At 45.5% G+C, this 17133-nt stretch carries 20 protein-coding genes; all 20 read left to right on the top strand.

Going from position 1 to position 17133, the window contains the following annotated elements; all coding sequences use genetic code 11:
• The first annotated feature begins 6 nt into the window (after positions 1-6).
• The 20 genes from hisS (at position 7) to NFR62_RS02110 (ending at position 17109) form a co-directional block, all read left to right on the top strand.
• The gene (gene hisS, locus NFR62_RS02205; RefSeq protein WP_251613099.1) at positions 7-1260 is read left to right on the top strand and encodes a histidine--tRNA ligase; all 1254 of its coding nucleotides are present in this window, start codon (positions 7-9) and stop codon (positions 1258-1260) included.
• Positions 1257-1949 carry a tRNA threonylcarbamoyladenosine dehydratase gene (locus NFR62_RS02200; protein WP_251613096.1) on the top strand — a complete coding sequence of 231 codons (693 nt, stop codon included), beginning with the start codon at positions 1257-1259 and terminating at the stop codon, positions 1947-1949. Before hisS ends, NFR62_RS02200 begins: the two co-directional genes overlap by 4 nt.
• Complete coding sequence (locus NFR62_RS02195; protein ID WP_251613092.1) at positions 1937-2377, top strand: SoxR reducing system RseC family protein; 441 nt, start codon at positions 1937-1939, stop codon at positions 2375-2377. Before NFR62_RS02200 ends, NFR62_RS02195 begins: the two co-directional genes overlap by 13 nt.
• Positions 2374-3630 (top strand): serine hydroxymethyltransferase, encoded by a 1257-nt coding sequence (gene glyA, locus NFR62_RS02190; protein ID WP_251613089.1) that lies wholly within the window; start codon positions 2374-2376, stop codon positions 3628-3630. The genes NFR62_RS02195 and glyA overlap by 4 nt, the downstream gene beginning before the upstream one ends.
• Positions 3631-3656: 26 nt before the next feature.
• Complete coding sequence (gene nifS, locus NFR62_RS02185) at positions 3657-4859, top strand: cysteine desulfurase NifS (protein ID WP_251613086.1); 1203 nt, start codon at positions 3657-3659, stop codon at positions 4857-4859.
• Positions 4852-5226 (top strand): iron-sulfur cluster assembly scaffold protein, encoded by a 375-nt coding sequence (locus NFR62_RS02180; RefSeq protein WP_251613083.1) that lies wholly within the window; start codon positions 4852-4854, stop codon positions 5224-5226. Before nifS ends, NFR62_RS02180 begins: the two co-directional genes overlap by 8 nt.
• 72 nt (positions 5227-5298) lie before the next feature.
• A complete protein-coding gene (locus NFR62_RS02175) occupies positions 5299-5481 on the top strand; it encodes a hypothetical protein (RefSeq protein ID WP_251613080.1) in 183 nt (60 codons plus the stop codon).
• A gap of 158 nt (positions 5482-5639) precedes the next feature.
• Positions 5640-6368 (top strand): putative ABC transporter permease, encoded by a 729-nt coding sequence (locus NFR62_RS02170; protein ID WP_251613078.1) that lies wholly within the window; start codon positions 5640-5642, stop codon positions 6366-6368.
• Positions 6369-6371: 3 nt separating this feature from the next.
• Entirely contained in the window at positions 6372-6791 is a 420-nt protein-coding gene (gene ruvX / locus NFR62_RS02165; protein ID WP_251613075.1) for a Holliday junction resolvase RuvX, read from the top strand.
• A gap of 19 nt (positions 6792-6810) precedes the next feature.
• Positions 6811-7218 carry a DUF1292 domain-containing protein gene (locus NFR62_RS02160; RefSeq protein WP_251613072.1) on the top strand — a complete coding sequence of 136 codons (408 nt, stop codon included), beginning with the start codon at positions 6811-6813 and terminating at the stop codon, positions 7216-7218.
• Positions 7219-7402: 184 nt separating this feature from the next.
• Positions 7403-8212, top strand: coding sequence for a 30S ribosomal protein S2 (gene rpsB / locus NFR62_RS02155; protein ID WP_251613070.1), 810 nt, complete (start codon positions 7403-7405; stop codon positions 8210-8212).
• Between the two features lie 13 nt (positions 8213-8225).
• Entirely contained in the window at positions 8226-9149 is a 924-nt protein-coding gene (tsf, locus tag NFR62_RS02150; RefSeq protein WP_251613067.1) for a translation elongation factor Ts, read from the top strand.
• Between the two features lie 122 nt (positions 9150-9271).
• A complete protein-coding gene (gene pyrH / locus NFR62_RS02145) occupies positions 9272-9967 on the top strand; it encodes a UMP kinase (RefSeq protein WP_251613064.1) in 696 nt (231 codons plus the stop codon).
• A gap of 173 nt (positions 9968-10140) precedes the next feature.
• A complete protein-coding gene (gene frr, locus NFR62_RS02140; RefSeq protein ID WP_251613061.1) occupies positions 10141-10716 on the top strand; it encodes a ribosome recycling factor in 576 nt (191 codons plus the stop codon).
• Positions 10706-11410 carry a polyprenyl diphosphate synthase gene (uppS, locus tag NFR62_RS02135; protein ID WP_251613059.1) on the top strand — a complete coding sequence of 235 codons (705 nt, stop codon included), beginning with the start codon at positions 10706-10708 and terminating at the stop codon, positions 11408-11410. Before frr ends, uppS begins: the two co-directional genes overlap by 11 nt.
• Positions 11407-12270 carry a phosphatidate cytidylyltransferase gene (locus NFR62_RS02130; RefSeq protein WP_251613056.1) on the top strand — a complete coding sequence of 288 codons (864 nt, stop codon included), beginning with the start codon at positions 11407-11409 and terminating at the stop codon, positions 12268-12270. Before uppS ends, NFR62_RS02130 begins: the two co-directional genes overlap by 4 nt.
• Position 12271: 1 nt before the next feature.
• On the top strand, positions 12272-13393 hold the full coding sequence (gene dxr / locus NFR62_RS02125) for a 1-deoxy-D-xylulose-5-phosphate reductoisomerase (RefSeq protein ID WP_251613054.1): 1122 nt from the start codon (positions 12272-12274) through the stop codon (positions 13391-13393).
• A 16-nt stretch (positions 13394-13409) separates the two neighbouring features.
• On the top strand, positions 13410-14456 hold the full coding sequence (locus tag NFR62_RS02120; RefSeq protein WP_251613051.1) for a M50 family metallopeptidase: 1047 nt from the start codon (positions 13410-13412) through the stop codon (positions 14454-14456).
• 27 nt (positions 14457-14483) lie between these two features.
• A complete protein-coding gene (gene ispG / locus NFR62_RS02115) occupies positions 14484-15536 on the top strand; it encodes a flavodoxin-dependent (E)-4-hydroxy-3-methylbut-2-enyl-diphosphate synthase (protein ID WP_251613048.1) in 1053 nt (350 codons plus the stop codon).
• A 7-nt stretch (positions 15537-15543) separates the two neighbouring features.
• Positions 15544-17109 carry an exonuclease domain-containing protein gene (locus NFR62_RS02110; protein WP_251613045.1) on the top strand — a complete coding sequence of 522 codons (1566 nt, stop codon included), beginning with the start codon at positions 15544-15546 and terminating at the stop codon, positions 17107-17109.
• The last annotated feature ends 24 nt before the right edge of the window (positions 17110-17133 follow it).

Below are 17133 nucleotides of genomic sequence, written 5' to 3'. Positions count from 1 at the left end.
GTTACTATGATAAGCATTCCGAGAGGAACAAAAGACGTGCTCCCTTCCGAAAGCCACAAGTGGCAACAGGCGGAAGCTCTTGCAAGAGAAATATGCGCGCTGTATAACGCGCGCGAAATCCGCACGCCCGCTTTCGAGCATACCGAGCTGTTTTTGCGTTCGATAGGCGACGACACCGACGTAGTCGGCAAAGAAATGTACACGTTTACCGATAAGGGCGGGCGAAGCGTAACGCTTAAACCCGAAGGCACCGCGCCCGTAGCGCGCAGTTACGTTGAGAATTCTTTGGAAAGCGAAACTTTGCCGTTAAAAATGTTCTACTTTTCGCCTGTTTTCAGATACGAACGTCCTGCGGCGGGAAGGCTTAGGGAACACCATCAATTCGGCGTGGAATTTTACGGCGGCGACGCGCCTGAATACGATTTCGAAGTAATTTCTCTCGCATACGATTTTTTGATTAAATTCGGTATTACTTCGCTGTCGCTAAATATAAACAGCATAGGTTGCCCGAATTGCAGAAAAGCGTATAACGAGGCTTTGCGGTCTTTCGGAGAAGCGCACAAGGCTGAATTGTGCGAAACGTGCCATACGCGCTTAAAAACAAATCCGCTTAGAATTATCGACTGCAAAGTTCCGTCTTGCAAATCCGTTGTGGCGAACGCTCCGAGTATTCTCGATTATATTTGCGACGATTGCGCCGCCCACATGGAAAGACTGAAAACGTTGCTTACTGCGGCGAAAATTCCGTTTAAAGTTGATTCGGGAATTGTTCGCGGACTCGATTACTATACAAAAACAGTGTTCGAATTCGTTACCGACGCGCTCGGTGCGCAGGGCACTGTTTGCGGGGGCGGCAGATACGATAATCTTGTGGAATCCGTAGGCGGAAAGCACACTCCTTGCGTAGGATTCGGAATGGGAATAGAAAGGTTGATTTTGCTCAAAGAGGCGTTAAACTCGCCTTTTAAGCCCGAAAAACGTATAAAGGTTATGGCGGTGAGTCAGTCGCCCGAGTTTGCGGACGATTGCACAATGCTTGTTCGCGCTTTGCGTAGCGGCGGAATAAGCGCGGATTGCGACAGCACGGGAAGAAGCTTGAAAGCGCAGTTCAAATTTGCCGATAAACAGGGCGCCGAATATGCGGCGGTTATAGGCGAAAGCGAAAAAGCCAACGGCACCGTTACCGTAAAACGGTTGTCGGACGGACATTCGGAAAGTTGTGCGGTAAACGCGATTGTGGAATTTTTCGCAAGCAGATGAGCGACTTGAAATATAACCGTTTGCAACGTACCGAAAAGCTTATAGGGGCGGCTAACCTAAGTAAGCTCGTCAATTCGTCGGTTCTCGTAGTGGGGCTCGGCGGAGTGGGCGGTTGCGCTTTTGAAATGCTTGTTCGCGCGGGCGTGGGGAAACTTACCGTAGTGGATTGCGACACGTTCGACGAAACCAACTTAAACCGTCAAATTCTTTGCACCGTTTTGAATATAGGACGCGCCAAAACGGAAGCGGCGGTGTTGCGCGCCGCCGAAATCGCGCCCGATTGCCGAGTAGAGCAAAAGTTTATGCGGTATTCGAATGAAACCGCAGAACAAATTTTTTGCGAACGGTACGATTATGTTGCCGACTGCATAGACAGCGTTGCGGATAAAACCGATTTAATCGTTCGCGCTGTGCAAAGCGGCATTCCCGTGATTTCCGCAATGGGGTCAGGCAATAGGCTTGCTCCGCGTTTCGAAGTTAAAGACGTGTTTAAAACGTCGGGTGACGGACTTGCTCGCGTAATGCGCAAAAAGTTGCGGGAGGCGGGAATAAAGTCGTTAAAAACGGTGTGCGACGCGGGACTGCCTATAGTTGCCGACGGAGTGCCGGGCACAGTAAGCTATGCACCTAATGCGGCGGGTTGCTTAATGGCTCAACAGATTGTTACGGATATAATATGGAAAGAATAGAGTATTGCACCGTGCACGCGAGAAAAAAGAACAGATACTACGTTAAAATAGTAAAAAACGCAAAATGCGAAGGTTGCAAGGCGTGCGGTTTCGGGCGAAAAAATCATTTGATTTTGCCTGCGCTTTCCCAAATAGAATGCGAGACGGGTGACAGCGTTGCCGTTGCTATGCCCGAAAAACAAGTTAAAGGCTCTTACTTGTATTTATACATTTTGCCGCTTTTGTTCTTATTTGCGGGGCTTGTTATTCCGTTTTCATACGGCGAAAAAGCTATGTTTTTAGGCGGTGTAATAGGGCTTGCAATAAGCATTCCCACAGTATATTTTATTGAAAGACTTTACCGCCGCAGTAAAAAATATTTGCCTGTTATAGTAAGCAAAATAAGCGCGACAGAAACCGAAAAACCAAAAGAAGGAGAAGATAAATGATAGACCTTAAACTTATAGCCGCCACCGACCCCGAGTGTGCCGAAGCGATGAAGCGCGAGCTTGTGCGCCAGCGCGAGCATATAGAACTTATTGCAAGCGAAAATTTTGTTACGCCGGCAGTTATGGCTGCGGTTGGTTCGCATTTAACTAATAAATATGCCGAAGGTTACAGCGGCAAGCGCTATTACGGCGGTTGCATGTATGTTGACGAAGTGGAAGACCTTGCCATAGCGAGAGCTACAAAACTTTTCGGTTGCAATTATGCCAACGTACAGCCGCATAGCGGAGCAAACGCGAATTTGGCTGTGTATTTCGCTCTTTTAAACATAGGCGACACCGTGCTCGGCATGAATCTTGCTCACGGCGGGCATCTTACGCACGGCAGCCCCGTAAACTTTTCGGGGAAAAACTACAATATAGTGCCTTACGGAGTTAGCGACAAAGGCGAAACCATAGATTACGACGCTTTGGAAAAGCTTGCGAAAGAGAAGAAACCCAAAATGATTATAGCGGGAGCAAGCGCCTATTCGCGCGTTATCGATTTCAAGCGTTTCCGTGAAATTGCCGATAGCGTTGGCGCATATTTGATGGTTGACGTGGCGCACATTGCGGGACTTATTGTTACGGGAAATCACCCGTCGCCGTTTCCTTACGCGCACGTCGTTACAACAACTACCCACAAAACTCTCAGAGGCCCGCGCGGCGGCATGATACTTTGCAACGACGAAGAAATAGCGAAAAAAATAAACAAAGCCGTTTTTCCCGGCACGCAGGGCGGACCTTTAATGCACGTTATAGCGGGTAAAGCAGTCGCTCTTAAAGAAGCGGCTTCGCCCGAATTTAAGGCGTATCAAACTAAGGTTAAATCGAACGCTCAGGCTCTTGCAAAAGGTTTTATTGCGGAAGGCGTAAATCTTGTTTCGGGAGGCACCGACAACCATTTAATGCTTTTAAAACTTGCCGAACATAACACTACGGGAAAAGAAATAGAAGCGTTGCTCGATAAGTGCCGTATAACGGTAAATAAAAACACTATTCCAAACGACCCCCAGTCGCCGTTTATTACGAGCGGAATCCGCATAGGAACTCCGAGCGTTACCACTCGCGGTATGGGAGAAAACGAAATGAAAGTAATCGCTTCGCTTATTGCCCGCGTTATAAAAGAAAAAGACAGCGCGCTTGCGGCTGTCACGGCGAAAGTTGCCGAGCTTACCGAAAGGTTTCCGCTTTACGCTTCCGACGTGGCGGAATAAAGATATCCTGTGGGAGAAAGTAATTCATGAGCACAAATTCGGATTTCAGGCGGGTGTATCTCGACCATTCGGCAACAACTCCCGTCGATAAGCGGGTTCTTAACGAAATGCTTCCGTATTTTTCGGACAAGTTCGGAAACGCTAATTCAATTCACGGGTTCGGAGCAGAAGCCGCTCTTGCGGTGGATACGGCGCGAAGAAAAACAGCCGAACTAATTGGAGCGAAACACACCGAAATATATTTTACTTCGGGTGGTACGGAAGCGGACAACTGGGCTATTAAAGGCGCGGCTTTCGCCAAAAAGAGTGTAGGCAAACATATTATAACGAGTTCGATAGAACATCCCGCAGTTATTGCGTCGTGTAAGCAACTCGAAGCGCAGGGTTTCGAAGTAACTTATTTGCCTGTAAACGAAAAAGGACTTGTGAGTACCACCGAACTTAAAAAAGCTTTGCGCCCCGACACCGTTCTTGTGTCGGTTATGCTGGCAAACAACGAGGTCGGAACCGTTCAACCCGTGAAAGAACTTTGCGAAATTGCTCATAAAGCGGGCGCTTTGTTTCATACCGACGCAGTTCAGGCGATGGGAAGCGTTCCCGTATCGGTTAAAGATTTGGGCGTGGATATGCTTACGTTCTCGGCTCATAAGTTTTACGGTCCGAAAGGGGTGGGCGCGCTTTATATAAGGGGCGGCGTAAAACCCGATAAGTTTGTGGTAGGCGGGCACCAGGAAAGAACCATGCGCGGCGGCACAACCAACGTGCCTTGCGTTGTGGGAATGGCTAAGGCTTTGGAACTTGCTACCGAAAGTCTTGCGGAAAACGCGGCGCATATAAAAAAGTTGCGCGATTATTTTGTGTCGGAAGTGGAGAAAAAGATTCCGCATGTAATATATAACGGCGACAGAGAAAAGAGGTTGCCTCAAAACGCGAACTTTTCGTTCGAATTTATAGAGGGCGAATCTTTGCTGTTAAATCTCGACTTATGCGGAATAGCGTGTTCGTCGGGTTCTGCGTGTTCGTCGGGTTCGCTCGAACCGTCGCACGTTTTGCTTGCTATGGGGTTAAAACACGAGACGGCTCACGGAAGCATTAGGTTCACGTTCGGAAAAGACAACACAAAACAGGATGCGGATTACGCCGTTGAAAAACTGATTGAAATCGTAAGCAAACTGCGCGCTATATCGCCGTTGTTTGCCGAATTTAAAGAAGGGATAATAAATGTATAACGAACGTGTTATAAAAGAATTTTCAAACCCGCAAAACGCGGGCGAATTGAAAGACGCCAACGCCGTAGGGCAAGTGGGCAACGCTTCTTGCGGCGATATAATGAAAATTTTTATGAAAATCAATTCCGACAACGTTATAGAAGACGTAAGTTTTCAAACGTTCGGTTGCGCTGCCGCAATAGCCACTTCGTCGGTTGCCACGTCTATGATAAAAGGCAAAACTGTGGAAGAGGCTTTGAAAATTACTAACGCGCAAGTGGTTGAAGAACTCGGCGGTTTGCCGGCGCAAAAAATTCATTGCTCGGTTCTTGCCGAAGAGGCGATTAAAGCCGCAATAAACGATTATCTTGTAAAACTCGGAAAATAGAGTTAAGCGCATACAACCGTATAAAAATTTTCGCGTATGTTTATACTACCTCTAACGGAGGTAAGAAACGGCATGAAAAATTCAATGTTTTTAGGCTTGGCTTTGGGTATGGTTGCGGGAGCTTGCCTTGCGAGCAACAGCCAAAAAACTCGCCAAATGGTGAGCGGCGCCCAAGAGCAAATCAAAAGTAAGCTTTGCCCGCAAAACAACGAGCAACAAAACTGCGAAAACTGTCAGAACGAGCAAAGCTACTAATCGGAAAAATAAAAGAGCGGGAGTCGGAAAAAACTTCCGCTTTTTTATATGCGAGTTCGAATTCGAATTTTTGCAATGCTTAAATTAAGCAAGCGGTTGAAAAATCGCGTTATTGTAAAAAGCTTGCTTTTAGTATGTTTTAATGTTATAATGAAAACATGGTGTTCGAATACATATTATATTTTTTTATTTATTCGTGCGCGGGGTGGTGCGTTGAAGTTATACATGCCACTCTTAAAAGAGGTCGGTTTGAAAATCGCGGATTTTTGAACGGTTGTTTGTGCCCTATATACGGAATCGGAGCGGTGCTTATTCTTTTGTGCCTTACTCCGCTCAATATCGGGGTTTACGTTCTTTTTCCCGCTTCCGTTGCGCTTGCTTCGTTGTTGGAGTTCGTTGTAGGGTTCGTTTTGGAGAAGCTGTTCAAAACAAAGTGGTGGGACTATTCGGGCGAGCATTTTAACATTAAAGGATACGTTTGCTTAAAATATTCGCTTCTTTGGGGAATAGCTTGCGTGTTGCTTGTAGACGTAGTTCACCCGCCGCTCGCCAAACTGATTGCAAAAATGCCGAACCTTGCCGTTTGGATAAGTTGCGGCGCTTTGGTTGCGGGTATAGCGGTCGATATTGTTTTCACCGTTATTCAGCTTGCGGCGCATCAAAAGAATTATGCCGCCGTTGAAAAAATCTGTTCGGCGCTCAAAATTCCGTCCGACGCGGTCGGAGAAAGAATTTCGCAAGCTACTACCGACGCCGAGAAGAAATTAGCCGAGCTAAAACAAAAAATTCGTTCGTCGCGGTTATTTAAGGCATTCCCCGAGCAAAAGAGACGAAAAAAGAACGCTTGCGAAAACATGGAAATCGATTTAACCGAAAAAGAGGAATAAAATTTGAGAATATTGGCAATCGATTACGGTGACGCTCGAATAGGGCTTGCGTTAAGCGATGAAAGCGAAACTCTTGCAAGTCCGCTCGAAACGTATAAATCGCAGTCTATGCGAAAGGATATAGACGCAATAGCTGCGCTTGCCAAAGAGAAAGACGCGGGGCTCATAGTGTTGGGGCTTCCTATAAATATGGACGGCTCTCACGGCGAGAGAGCAAACAAAACCGAAAGTTTCGGCAAAGTGCTCGAAAAAGTCAGCGGCTTAAAGGTTGTGTACAAAGACGAGCGACTTACAACGGTGAGCGCCGAAAAAACGCTAATAGAATGCAATATGCGCCGAGAAAAGCGCAAGCAAGTTATAGATACTCTTTCCGCACAGATAATTTTGCAAAGTTATCTCGATGCGCAAAAACGTATAAAATAAAAAGACGGAGATAATCAAAATGGAAGAAAACAATGCGAACGTGGAAATTTTCGAAGAAGATTCGGTTATCGAGTTGTTTGACGAAAACGAACAGGCTGTTAAGTTTCTTGAAATCGCCAGCATAGAACTCGACGGAAAGTTCTACGAGCTTTTGCAACCCGCCGAGCCTATGGAAGGAATAGGCGAAGACGAAGCCGTTATTTTCGAATATACAGTAAACGACGACGCTCCCGACGAGCGTAATTTTACCCCGTTATTCGACGAAGAGCTTTTGGAAAGAGTGTTTAACGAATATCTTAAAGCCGTGAGCGAATACGACTGCGACTGTTGCGACGATTGTTGCGGGGATGATTGCCATTGCGGGCACGGCGAGCACGAGTGCGACGACGAGTGCGGTTGCCACTGTCATCACGAACACAAAGAGTAACAAGAATATTTTTAAACCCTGCCTAAAACATTTGCATATCTTTTTTTAATGTGATATAATTGTTCAGGTTTTGAATACACACCCGCTTCGGATTCGTTTTTCTGTTGCTTAAGGTAAATTTTTGCATGCCTTATTCCCGAAACGAAGTTGATGGGCGGGGAGGTACAAACAGGAGGTATAAAATATGGCAAACGTTGTTTCTATGAAACAACTTCTGGAAGCGGGCGTACATTTCGGTCACCCCACCAGAAAGTGGAATCCGAAGATGAAGAAGTACATCTACACGGCGAGAAATGATATTTATATTATCAATCTCGAAAAAACGGTAGGTCTTATCGACGAAGCGTACGCGTTCATCAAGGAAGTTGCCGCAAGCGGCAAAAACATTCTTTTCGTCGGCACTAAAAAGCAGGCTCAGGAAGCTATAGCTCAAGAAGCTACGAAATGCGGAATGTTCTACATGAAATCCCGTTGGCTCGGCGGCACGCTCACAAACTTTACCACGATACGTTCGAGAATAGAGCGTCTCAATAAGCTCAACCAAATGGAGAAGATGAACGAATTCAACGTTCTTCCCAAAAAAGAAGTTATTAAGCTTATTGCGGAACGTGACAAGTTGGAAGAAAATTTGGGCGGTATTAAAGATATGCGCACTTTGCCCGGCGCCCTTTTTGTTGTTGACCCTCAAAAAGAACATCTTGCGGTAGCCGAAGCGCGTAGCCTCAATATTCCCATTGTAGGAATTGTTGACACAAATTGCAATCCCGACGAAGTTGACTACGTTATTCCCGGCAACGACGACGCTATTCGCGCCATAAAGCTTATTGCGGGCGCAATGGCCGACGCCGTTATAGAAGCGCGCGAGGGCGAGGAGGGTCTTGCGGCTCGCCGTCAGATAGAAGCTCAAATGGCTGAGGAAAAGGCTCGCGAAGCCGCCGAAGCCGGCGAGAAAACCGAAGAACAAGTTGCCGAAACGGCTACCGAATCGGTTTAAGGAGGAATGAACAATGGCTTTTACTGCTAAAGACGTTGCAAAATTAAGAGAACAAACGGGCGCGGGCATGATGGACTGCAAGAAAGCCCTTACCGCAACCGACGGAGACATGGCAAAAGCGGCGGAATTTTTGCGCGAGCAAGGCGTGAATATCGCCGCGAAAAAAGCTTCCCGCGTGGCAAGTGAGGGCGCTGTTGCGGCTTTCGTAAGCGCCGACGGAAAAGTGGGCGCTTTGGCGGAAGTGAACTGCGAGTCCGATTTCGTTGCGAAATCCGAACCGTTTGTAGAGCTTAGCTCGGCGGTAGCCCGTCAGGTTGCCGAAACCGACCCCGCCGACCTTGACGCTTTGCTTTCTTCTAAGGTAGACGGAAATTCCACCGTTACCGACCTTGTGAATAACGCCACCGCGAAAATAGGCGAAAAACTTTCGGTTCGCAGATTTGTACGTTTTGCCGTTAAGAGCGGCAAACAGGAGTTCTATTTGCACATGGGCGGTAAAATAGGCGTCCTTTTGGAAATGGCTACCGACAAAGATTTAAATTCGAACGAAGAGTTTGCAACAATGTGCCATGATATTGCAATGCACATTGCCGCTTCTTCGCCCAAATACGTTTATCCCGAAGAAGTTCCCGCTCAGGAAACCGAGCACGAAAAAGAAATTCTTACCACGCAAGCGCTCAACGAAGGCAAGCCTGCCGCAGTTGTGGAAAAAGTTATTGCGGGCAGAATTAAAAAATTCTTTAAGGAAATTTGCTTGGTCGAGCAGGAATTCGTTAAGAATCCCGACGTAACTGTGGGACAGCTCGTTGCCGATTTCGGCAAAAAAGCCGGTTGCTCGGTTAAAATCGTTCGCTTCGCTTGTTTCGTTATGGGCGAGGGACTTGAAAAGAAAGTCGATAATCTTGCCGAAGAAGTGGCGAAGATGCAAAACAAATAAAACGCTTAATATTTTGACGGGACACCGAACAAACCGTTTTGGTGTCCCATTCTTTTATAAATAATATGGTAAACGCGAACGGCGTTTGCAAATTTACAATACCGAAAGCGGAGGATAACGGAATGTATAAAAGAATATTGTTGAAAATCAGCGGCGAGGCTCTTGCGGGCGAGAAAGGAGTGGGCATAGACCCCGAAACCGTTAAGCACGTTGTTTCGCAGCTTGTGCAACTTCACCGTAGCGGCATAGAAATAGCCGTAGTTGTGGGCGGAGGCAATTTTTGGCGCGGCAGACAGGGCACCGATATGGACAGAGTGACGGCGGACCACATGGGCATGCTTGCTACGATAATGAACGCTCTTGCTTTGCAAGACGCGATAGAAAAAGAAGGCGTGCAATCGAGAGTGCAAACCGCGCTTAGTATTCCGTCTGTTGCGGAACCGTATATTTTGAGAAAAGCGTTAAAACATTTCGAGTGCAAACGAATAGTTATTTTCGCATGCGGCACAGGCAATCCGTATTTTTCGACCGATTCGGGCGCAGCTTTGCGCGCCGCCGAAATTAAAGCCGACGTGCTTTTAATGGCTAAAAACGTAGACGGTTTGTACGATAGCGACCCGAAAACAAATCCTCGCGCTAAAAAACTCGACAAAATCTCGTATATGGACGTTATAAACAAAGAATTGCATTTAATGGACATTACGAGCATTACCATGTGTATGGAAAACAATATTCCTATAATCGCTTTCGGATTAAATTCCGAGCAAGGTCTAATTAAAGCCGCTATGGGTGAAAAAGTGGGAACAATAATCAGCTAAAACAGTTGTGTTGCCGCAGATTTTTTGATATAATAGAGAAAAACTTGCTCGCAACGAATTTTCGAGCAAGTTTGCGATATGCGGCTATTAGCTTAGTGCAAACGCAAAGGCAACTTGATTTTTATACAAGCCGTGCGATATTATAATTAAAAAAATGTTTGTCGGAGGAAGTTATGGCAATATCAAACCCTCAGGTTCAAGAAGAGTTTACACAATACGAGAGCAAACTCAATAAAGCTTTCGAGCATCTTAAATCGGAATTTCTCTCTATTCGCGCAGGTCGCGCAAATCCGCAGATTCTTAACAAAATCACCGTAGACTATTACGGAACGCTTACGCCGCTTTCTCAAATGGCTACCATCACGGTGCCCGAAGCCCGTATGCTCGTTATCTCGCTTTACGACGTGAGTATGCTTAAAGAAGTCGTTAAAGCGATTAACGCATCGGATATAGGAATCAATCCTACCGACGACGGAAAAACTATTCGCCTTGTGTTTCCGCAACTTACCGAAGAACGTCGCAAAGACCTTACAAAACAGGTTAAGCGCATTTCGGAAGACACCAAAGTTGTGTTGCGCAACGAAAGACGCGACATAATCGATTCGCTTAAAAAACTTAAAAAAGACAACGTTATAACCGAAGACGAAGTGGCTTCGTATGAAAAAGACGTGCAAAAAACTTTGGATAAATTTATTGAATCGGTAGACAAGTTGCTTAAAGACAAGGAATCCGAAATTCTTGAAATCTGAAAAAATTCCGCAAAATTTGCCGCGTCATATCGCCTTTATTATGGACGGAAACGGCAGGTGGGCAAAAAAGAGGTTCTTACCGCGTAAGGCGGGGCATAGAGAAGGCGTTAAAACAATGCGCCGCATAGTTGACGAATGCTTTAAAATAGGTATTCCTTATCTTACCGTATACGCTTTTTCAACCGAAAACAAAAACCGCCCGCAAGACGAAGTAAAAGCTCTTTTTAACCTGATGGAAGAGTATTTTACCGAGTTTTTAAACGAGTTGCTCGAAAAAAATATTTGCGTTCGAACAATGGGCGACACGTCATATTTTCCCGAGACTTTGCGTAATATTATTGCGGACGCTATCGAGAAAAGCGCTTCGTGCACAGGCGGAACGCTTAACATAGCTTTGAATTACGGCTCCCGCGACGAAATTTTAAGAGCGGTAAACGTTGCGGTTAAAAACGGAGCGGTGCTCGATTCCGACGCATTTTCTCGTTTGCTTTACACTTCCGATTTGCCGGACCCCGACCTTGTGGTGCGCACGGGAGGCGAATCGCGTTTGAGTAATTTTATGCTCTATCAATGCGCGTATAGCGAACTTTTTTTCACCAAAACGCTTTGGCCCGATTTTAATAAAACGCTCTTGTACGAAATATTAAACGACTATTCTGCGCGAGAACGCAGATTCGGAAAGGTTAAACCATGAAAACACGGTCGATTACGGCTATATTTATTGCGGCGGTTTACGTCGGAACCGTGCTCTTGTCGATTTACGTCAACAAGATTTTTTTCGATATTTTCGTGCTCATGGTTGCGGTGGGAGCCGGAATAGAACTTTGCCGCGCGCTCGACAAAAGGTTTTCGCCGCCGTTGGATATATTTGTGTTTTTACACATTTTTCTCGGCTATCTTGCGTTTTTCTTTATTTCCAAATACCTCGACGAAGGGCTTGGAATAGCGGGATTTTTCGGCGTTTTTGCACTTTTAACTGCAATATGTTTTATATGTTGCGCGGCGAGTAAGAAAAGAACCAAAAACAATGCGATTTCCACAGTGCTCGCAATGATTTATCCCGTAACCGTTTTGTCGTATATGCTCGGGTTAAACTATTTGCCAGCAGTATTTAGGGTAGACGCTATATTGCTTGTGTTTATCGTGTCTTGCTTAACCGACACTTTCGCTTATTTTGTCGGCTCTCTTTTAAAGGGACCGAAACTTTGCCCCAACATAAGCCCTAAAAAGACTATTTCAGGCGCCGTAGGAGGGCTTTTGGGCGGTGTTGGCGGCGCTATGCTTGTGTATATGTTCGCAAGGTTCGGTTGGTTGAAAACAGGACTTTTCGGAAGCGGAACTATTTCGAACGTAGTGCATTTTATTATGCTTGGATTGCTCGGTTCGGTGTTCAATCAAATCGGCGACCTTGTTGCGTCGTATTTAAAAAGAAAATGCGGAATAAAAGATTACGGCACTTTTATGCCCGGTCATGGCGGAGTGCTCGACAGAATAGACGGTATGATGTTTAACGCCGTAGTTATTTATATTTATTTGAGCTTTTTGATTATTTAGTATGAAACGGATTGCGCTTATAGGAAGCACGGGATATATAGGCACTCAAACTTTGCAGATTGTGGAAAAATATCCCGATAAGTTCAAAATTGTCTCACTTACGGCAAACGAAAATTCGGAACTTTTAATTGCTCAGGCAAAAAAATTTAAACCCGAATATGCGGGTATTTGCGACTGTAAACAATACCGCAAGGTTAGAGACGCTCTTTTGTGCGAAGTGGGTTGCGGCGCTGAATGTTTAAAAGTTGCGGCTTCGGTAAATTGCGACATAGTGCTTGTTGCTGTTGTAGGTTGCGTTGGGCTGACAAGCGTGCTTGCGGCAATAGAAAACGGAACGACCGTTGCGCTTGCGAATAAAGAATCGCTCGTCGCCGCAGGCAAGCTCGTTACAACCCGAGCGCGCGAAAAAGGTGTTAGCTTATTGCCCGTAGACAGCGAGCATTCAGCGATTTGGCAGTGTTTGCGTGCCGGGCGAGAAAGTGATGTTAAAAGATTGATTTTAACCGCGAGCGGAGGTCCGTTTTACCGATGCGACAAAAAGGAACTTCTTTCGGTTACTCCCGAAGCCGCAGTTAATCATCCCACCTGGCGAATGGGCAAAAAGATTTCGGTAGACAGCGCCACAATGATGAACAAAGGGCTTGAAATCATAGAAGCGCGTTGGTTGTTCGACACATTAAATATAGACTACGTTATTCATCCGCAAAGTATAGTTCATTCTATGGTGGAATTTTGCGACGGTTCGGTTATAGCGCAAATGTCGTCGCCCGATATGAGGCTTCCCATACAGTCGGCGTTAAGCTATCCCGAAAGATTCGAGTCCGACGTTAAACCGCTTGAATTTTGCAGCATGACGTTTTTACCGCCAAAAGAAGAACTTTTTCCGTTGCCTATGTTAGCTAAGAGGTGTTTGCAAACGGGAGGGACGGCGCCGTGCATAATGAATGCGGCAAACGAAGCCGCCGTCGCGCTGTTCTTAAACGGAAAAATCGGATTTACTCAAATAGGAGAGCTTGTGCGGAACGCTCTCGATTCGGCGAACGTAACCGAATACAGTTCGTCGGAAGAAATATTCGCAGTGCATAACGAAACTTACGAAAAACTTATGATGGACTATAATTAAAAAGACGGAGTGAGTTTTGATAGCTTTATATATTCTTCTTGCAATAGTAATCCTTTTGCTTATGGTAATCATTCACGAGTTCGGGCATTATATTGCGGGAAAAATTCTCAAATTTAAAATCAACGAGTTTTCGGTGGGTTTCGGTCCCAAACTTTTAAGCCGCAAAAAGAAAAACGGAGAAGTTTTTTCGTTGCGTCTTATTCCGCTCGGAGGCTTTTGCGCATTCGAGGGAGAGAGCGAAACAAGCGACAATCCCGACGTTCGTTCGTTTGTTGACGAAAAGCCGTGGAAACGAATTATAGTGCTTCTTGCGGGCGGTGTTTTTAACCTTTTGTCGGCGGTGCTGTTTTCGTTCCTGTTTATTTTGATTGTGGGCTACTCCACGCCGCATGTAACTCAACGGTATTATTCCGACGCTGAAAAGAATAACCCGTATTGCCTTTTGGAAGTTGGCGACGAAATAACGGAAGTAAACGGTAAGAAAATAAACGTTATGAAGTCGTTCGAAGATTATACTTCCGATTTAAAACTCGGCGACGAAGTGACCGTTACCGTAATTCGTAACGGGGAAGAAAAAGAAGTTAAACTTACGGTGCAAAATATTGTGCCGGGCGACGGAAAAGAAGCGTACAGCGGATTCGGTTTCGAATCTATTCGAGAATACGGAAACAGAAGCGTGGGCGACGCGTTCGTTTATTGCGTGCCTTTTACGGCTAAAATGTCGTGGACTATTCTCGGTAGCTTTTTCGATTTGATAACGGGAAAAGTCGCCATTACGTCAATTACAGGTCCTGTGGGCACTGTCGGCATGATGGCGTCGGTATCGGCGGCGAATTGGCGAAATATATTCGTATTGCTTCCGCTTATAGCGAGCAATCTCGGGTTGTTCAATCTGTTGCCTATTCCGGCATTAGACGGTTCTAAGGTAGTGTTTACCGTTATAGAATGGATACGCGGAAAGCCCGTGAATAGAAAAGTGGAAAATTATATTCACACGGTGGGACTTTTGCTTTTGATGGCGTTTTTGATTATAATCGACATAGTGGGCATGGTGTTGCGGTAGCGCGACGCAAAAAATACGGAGGCTGTTGTGCGCGAAAAAAGAAAAGTTGCGGTAGGTCGCGTTATTATAGGCGGAGACGCGAAAGTGTCGGTGCAGTCTATGACTAACACTGCGACTGCCGATTTCGATTCGACTTTGTCTCAAATCCGTGAGTTGGAGCGGGTCGGATGCGACATTATTCGGCTCGCGGTTTGCAACAACGACGATTTGGCGTCATGTCGCAAATTGGTGAAAGAAGCAAAAGCGCCTTTGGTTGCCGACATACAGTTCGATTGGAAACTTGCGGCGGCATGCAGCGAGCTCGGCTTTAAAAAAGTCAGGTTTAATCCCGGAAACATAGGTTCTAACGAAAACGTCAGAAAACTTACGGAAGTGTGCAAAGCGAACGGCACTCCCATAAGAATAGGCGTGAACGGAGGCTCTCTTCAAAAAGACATTGAATTAAAATACGGAAGAACCGCCGAAGGATTGTGCGAAAGCGCACTTTGTCACGCGGCGCTTTTGGAAAAATTCGGCTTTTACGATATTGTGTTGTCGGTAAAATCTTCTAATGTGAAAACGTGCACGCAAGCGTATAGATTGCTTAACGAAAAATGCGATTATCCTTTGCATCTCGGCATTACCGAAAGCGGAGCAAAGCTTGCGGGAATAGTTAAATCGTCAATCGGAATAGGCTCGCTGTTGTTAGACGGAATAGGCAACACAATTCGCGTGTCTTTAACGGGCAACCCCGTGCAAGAAGCGGAGGTTGCGAACAAAATTCTCGGAGCTTTGGGGTTGAAAAAAAATTGCGAAATAATTTCCTGTCCTACTTGCTCGCGTTGTAAAGTCAATCTTTCGGCGATATACGACGAAGTGGAAGCTATGCTCGAAAACGTGGCTTTGCCGCTGAAAGTGGCGGTTATGGGGTGCGTTGTGAACGGGCCGGGAGAAGCTGCGGAAGCTGATTTCGGAGTTGCGGGCGGCGAAGGAAAATCCGTGATATTCTCTCGCGGAAAAATTCTTAAAACGGTAAGCAACGAAAATATAGTTGCCGAACTGAAAAAATTGCTTGACGAACACATAAGCGAAAATTCTTGAGGAAAATATGGAAAAAGTGCTCAGCAAATTCAATGAACTCACGGAAAATAAGTTTGATTTTATCAAGCTTTCGTCTGTGAACGTGAACGTACGCAAATGCACTTGCGATTTTAATTTCATATATCCCGCGTCTGAAGAACAGACGCTTACCGAGCGCCGCGAATACATAGTAAACACTTTTAAAAAGCTGATTCAAAGCACGGCGCAAGTAAACATCAAGCTGAAAAAAAGTCATTTTGATTTCGACTTTTTCAAGGCGGACTTTTTTGCGTTTTTGGCGGCTTATCCGACGCTTTCGAACACTTTAACCGACAAAGACGTTTTGTGCGAGCCGCAAGACGACGGTTCGTATGTTATAAAACTGACGCTTGACGAGAGCGTGCACGATTATTGCGTTGCGCAAAAAATTCAAGACGACATAGAAGATTTTTTGAGCGCGAATTTTTGCGAGAAAATAATTCTCGAACTTTTATCGCGTGAAAACACAATAAAAGCGAGCGAAGAGCGTGCTCCGAAACTCGGAAACTACGTTCTCGACCGCCCCGAAGAGGGTAGGCTGATACGTCCGCAAAACGTCGAAGAGTTTATCGGGAAAATCATATATGAGCCCGCAGGATATATCGAAGACGTTACTGCGCCTAAGGAAGTCGCGGTATTGTGCGGAACGGTGTCTAAAATATACGAACAACAGCGGAAGCCGAAAGAGGGCGAAACGCAGTCGGATAAAAAGTTTTATAAATTTTCTATCGAGGATTACACGGGAAAAATTTCTTGCGTATATTTTCCCACTAAAAAAACGGTGGAGCAATTCGGATTATTGACGCAAGGGAAACAAATTGTTGCTCGCGGAAAAATAGACGAGGATACATACAGAGGCGAAGGGGCGAAATCTTTTATAATTAAAGACATTTCGTTTTGCACTCTTCCCGAAAATTTTGTTCCGAACAGGCTTCGCCGCCGAGTTCCCGACGAATATAGTTCGGTTTTTCCCGAAAAATATGTTGAAGAAAAGCAGTTTTCACTGTTCGAGGCGCAGGTTGAGGAAAAGAAAATTCCTCCGTTTATGCTCGGAAAAACTTTTTGCGTTTTCGATATAGAAACAACGGGTTTTAATCCCGACTCCGATAAAATTATCGAAATAGGCGCGGTTAAAGTTTGCGACGGAAAAATAACCGAAACTTTTTCCACGTTTATCGACCCTGAAATTCCCATACCCGAACGCATTACAAAGCTCACTCATATAGAAGATTCCGACGTTAAAGGGCAACCGCATGTCGAAGAAGTTTTAACCGATTTTTATAAATTCACCGACGGCGCTATTTTGGTGGGGCAAAACGTTCAGTTCGACCACGGGTTTATAAAAGCTTACGGCGCGCCGTTACACATATTTTTCGATAATAATCTTATGGACACGCTCTCTTTGGCGAAAACGTATTTTCCCGGACTTAAAAATTATAAGTTGGGAACTTTAACCAAATTTTTCAACGTGGAAAACAAAGGGGCGCACCGCGCTATATACGACGCGTGGGCAACTATGGAAGTTTTTACGAAATTAGCTGCAAAACTCGGTTGAAAACGCTTGCAAATTTCGGTTGAT

The sequence above is a fragment of the Pumilibacter muris genome (assembly GCF_943193045.1).
GTDB lineage: Bacteria > Bacillota > Clostridia > Christensenellales > Pumilibacteraceae > Pumilibacter > Pumilibacter muris.
This window is presented reverse-complemented; position numbering and strand designations above follow the sequence as displayed.

Coding starts and splice junctions, on each gene's coding strand:
- NFR62_RS02200 (WP_251613096.1), top strand. CDS start 1,257: ATGAGCGACTTGAAATATAACCGTTTGCAACGTACCGAAAAGCTTATA.
- NFR62_RS02180 (WP_251613083.1), top strand. CDS start 4,852: ATGTATAACGAACGTGTTATAAAAGAATTTTCAAACCCGCAAAACGCG.
- dxr (WP_251613054.1), top strand. CDS start 12,272: ATGAAACGGATTGCGCTTATAGGAAGCACGGGATATATAGGCACTCAA.
- frr (WP_251613061.1), top strand. CDS start 10,141: ATGGCAATATCAAACCCTCAGGTTCAAGAAGAGTTTACACAATACGAG.
- NFR62_RS02175 (WP_251613080.1), top strand. CDS start 5,299: ATGAAAAATTCAATGTTTTTAGGCTTGGCTTTGGGTATGGTTGCGGGA.
- glyA (WP_251613089.1), top strand. CDS start 2,374: ATGATAGACCTTAAACTTATAGCCGCCACCGACCCCGAGTGTGCCGAA.
- NFR62_RS02170 (WP_251613078.1), top strand. CDS start 5,640: ATGGTGTTCGAATACATATTATATTTTTTTATTTATTCGTGCGCGGGG.
- NFR62_RS02195 (WP_251613092.1), top strand. CDS start 1,937: ATGGAAAGAATAGAGTATTGCACCGTGCACGCGAGAAAAAAGAACAGA.
- tsf (WP_251613067.1), top strand. CDS start 8,226: ATGGCTTTTACTGCTAAAGACGTTGCAAAATTAAGAGAACAAACGGGC.
- NFR62_RS02130 (WP_251613056.1), top strand. CDS start 11,407: ATGAAAACACGGTCGATTACGGCTATATTTATTGCGGCGGTTTACGTC.
- hisS (WP_251613099.1), top strand. CDS start 7: ATGATAAGCATTCCGAGAGGAACAAAAGACGTGCTCCCTTCCGAAAGC.
- nifS (WP_251613086.1), top strand. CDS start 3,657: ATGAGCACAAATTCGGATTTCAGGCGGGTGTATCTCGACCATTCGGCA.
- NFR62_RS02110 (WP_251613045.1), top strand. CDS start 15,544: ATGGAAAAAGTGCTCAGCAAATTCAATGAACTCACGGAAAATAAGTTT.
- pyrH (WP_251613064.1), top strand. CDS start 9,272: ATGTATAAAAGAATATTGTTGAAAATCAGCGGCGAGGCTCTTGCGGGC.
- NFR62_RS02160 (WP_251613072.1), top strand. CDS start 6,811: ATGGAAGAAAACAATGCGAACGTGGAAATTTTCGAAGAAGATTCGGTT.
- rpsB (WP_251613070.1), top strand. CDS start 7,403: ATGGCAAACGTTGTTTCTATGAAACAACTTCTGGAAGCGGGCGTACAT.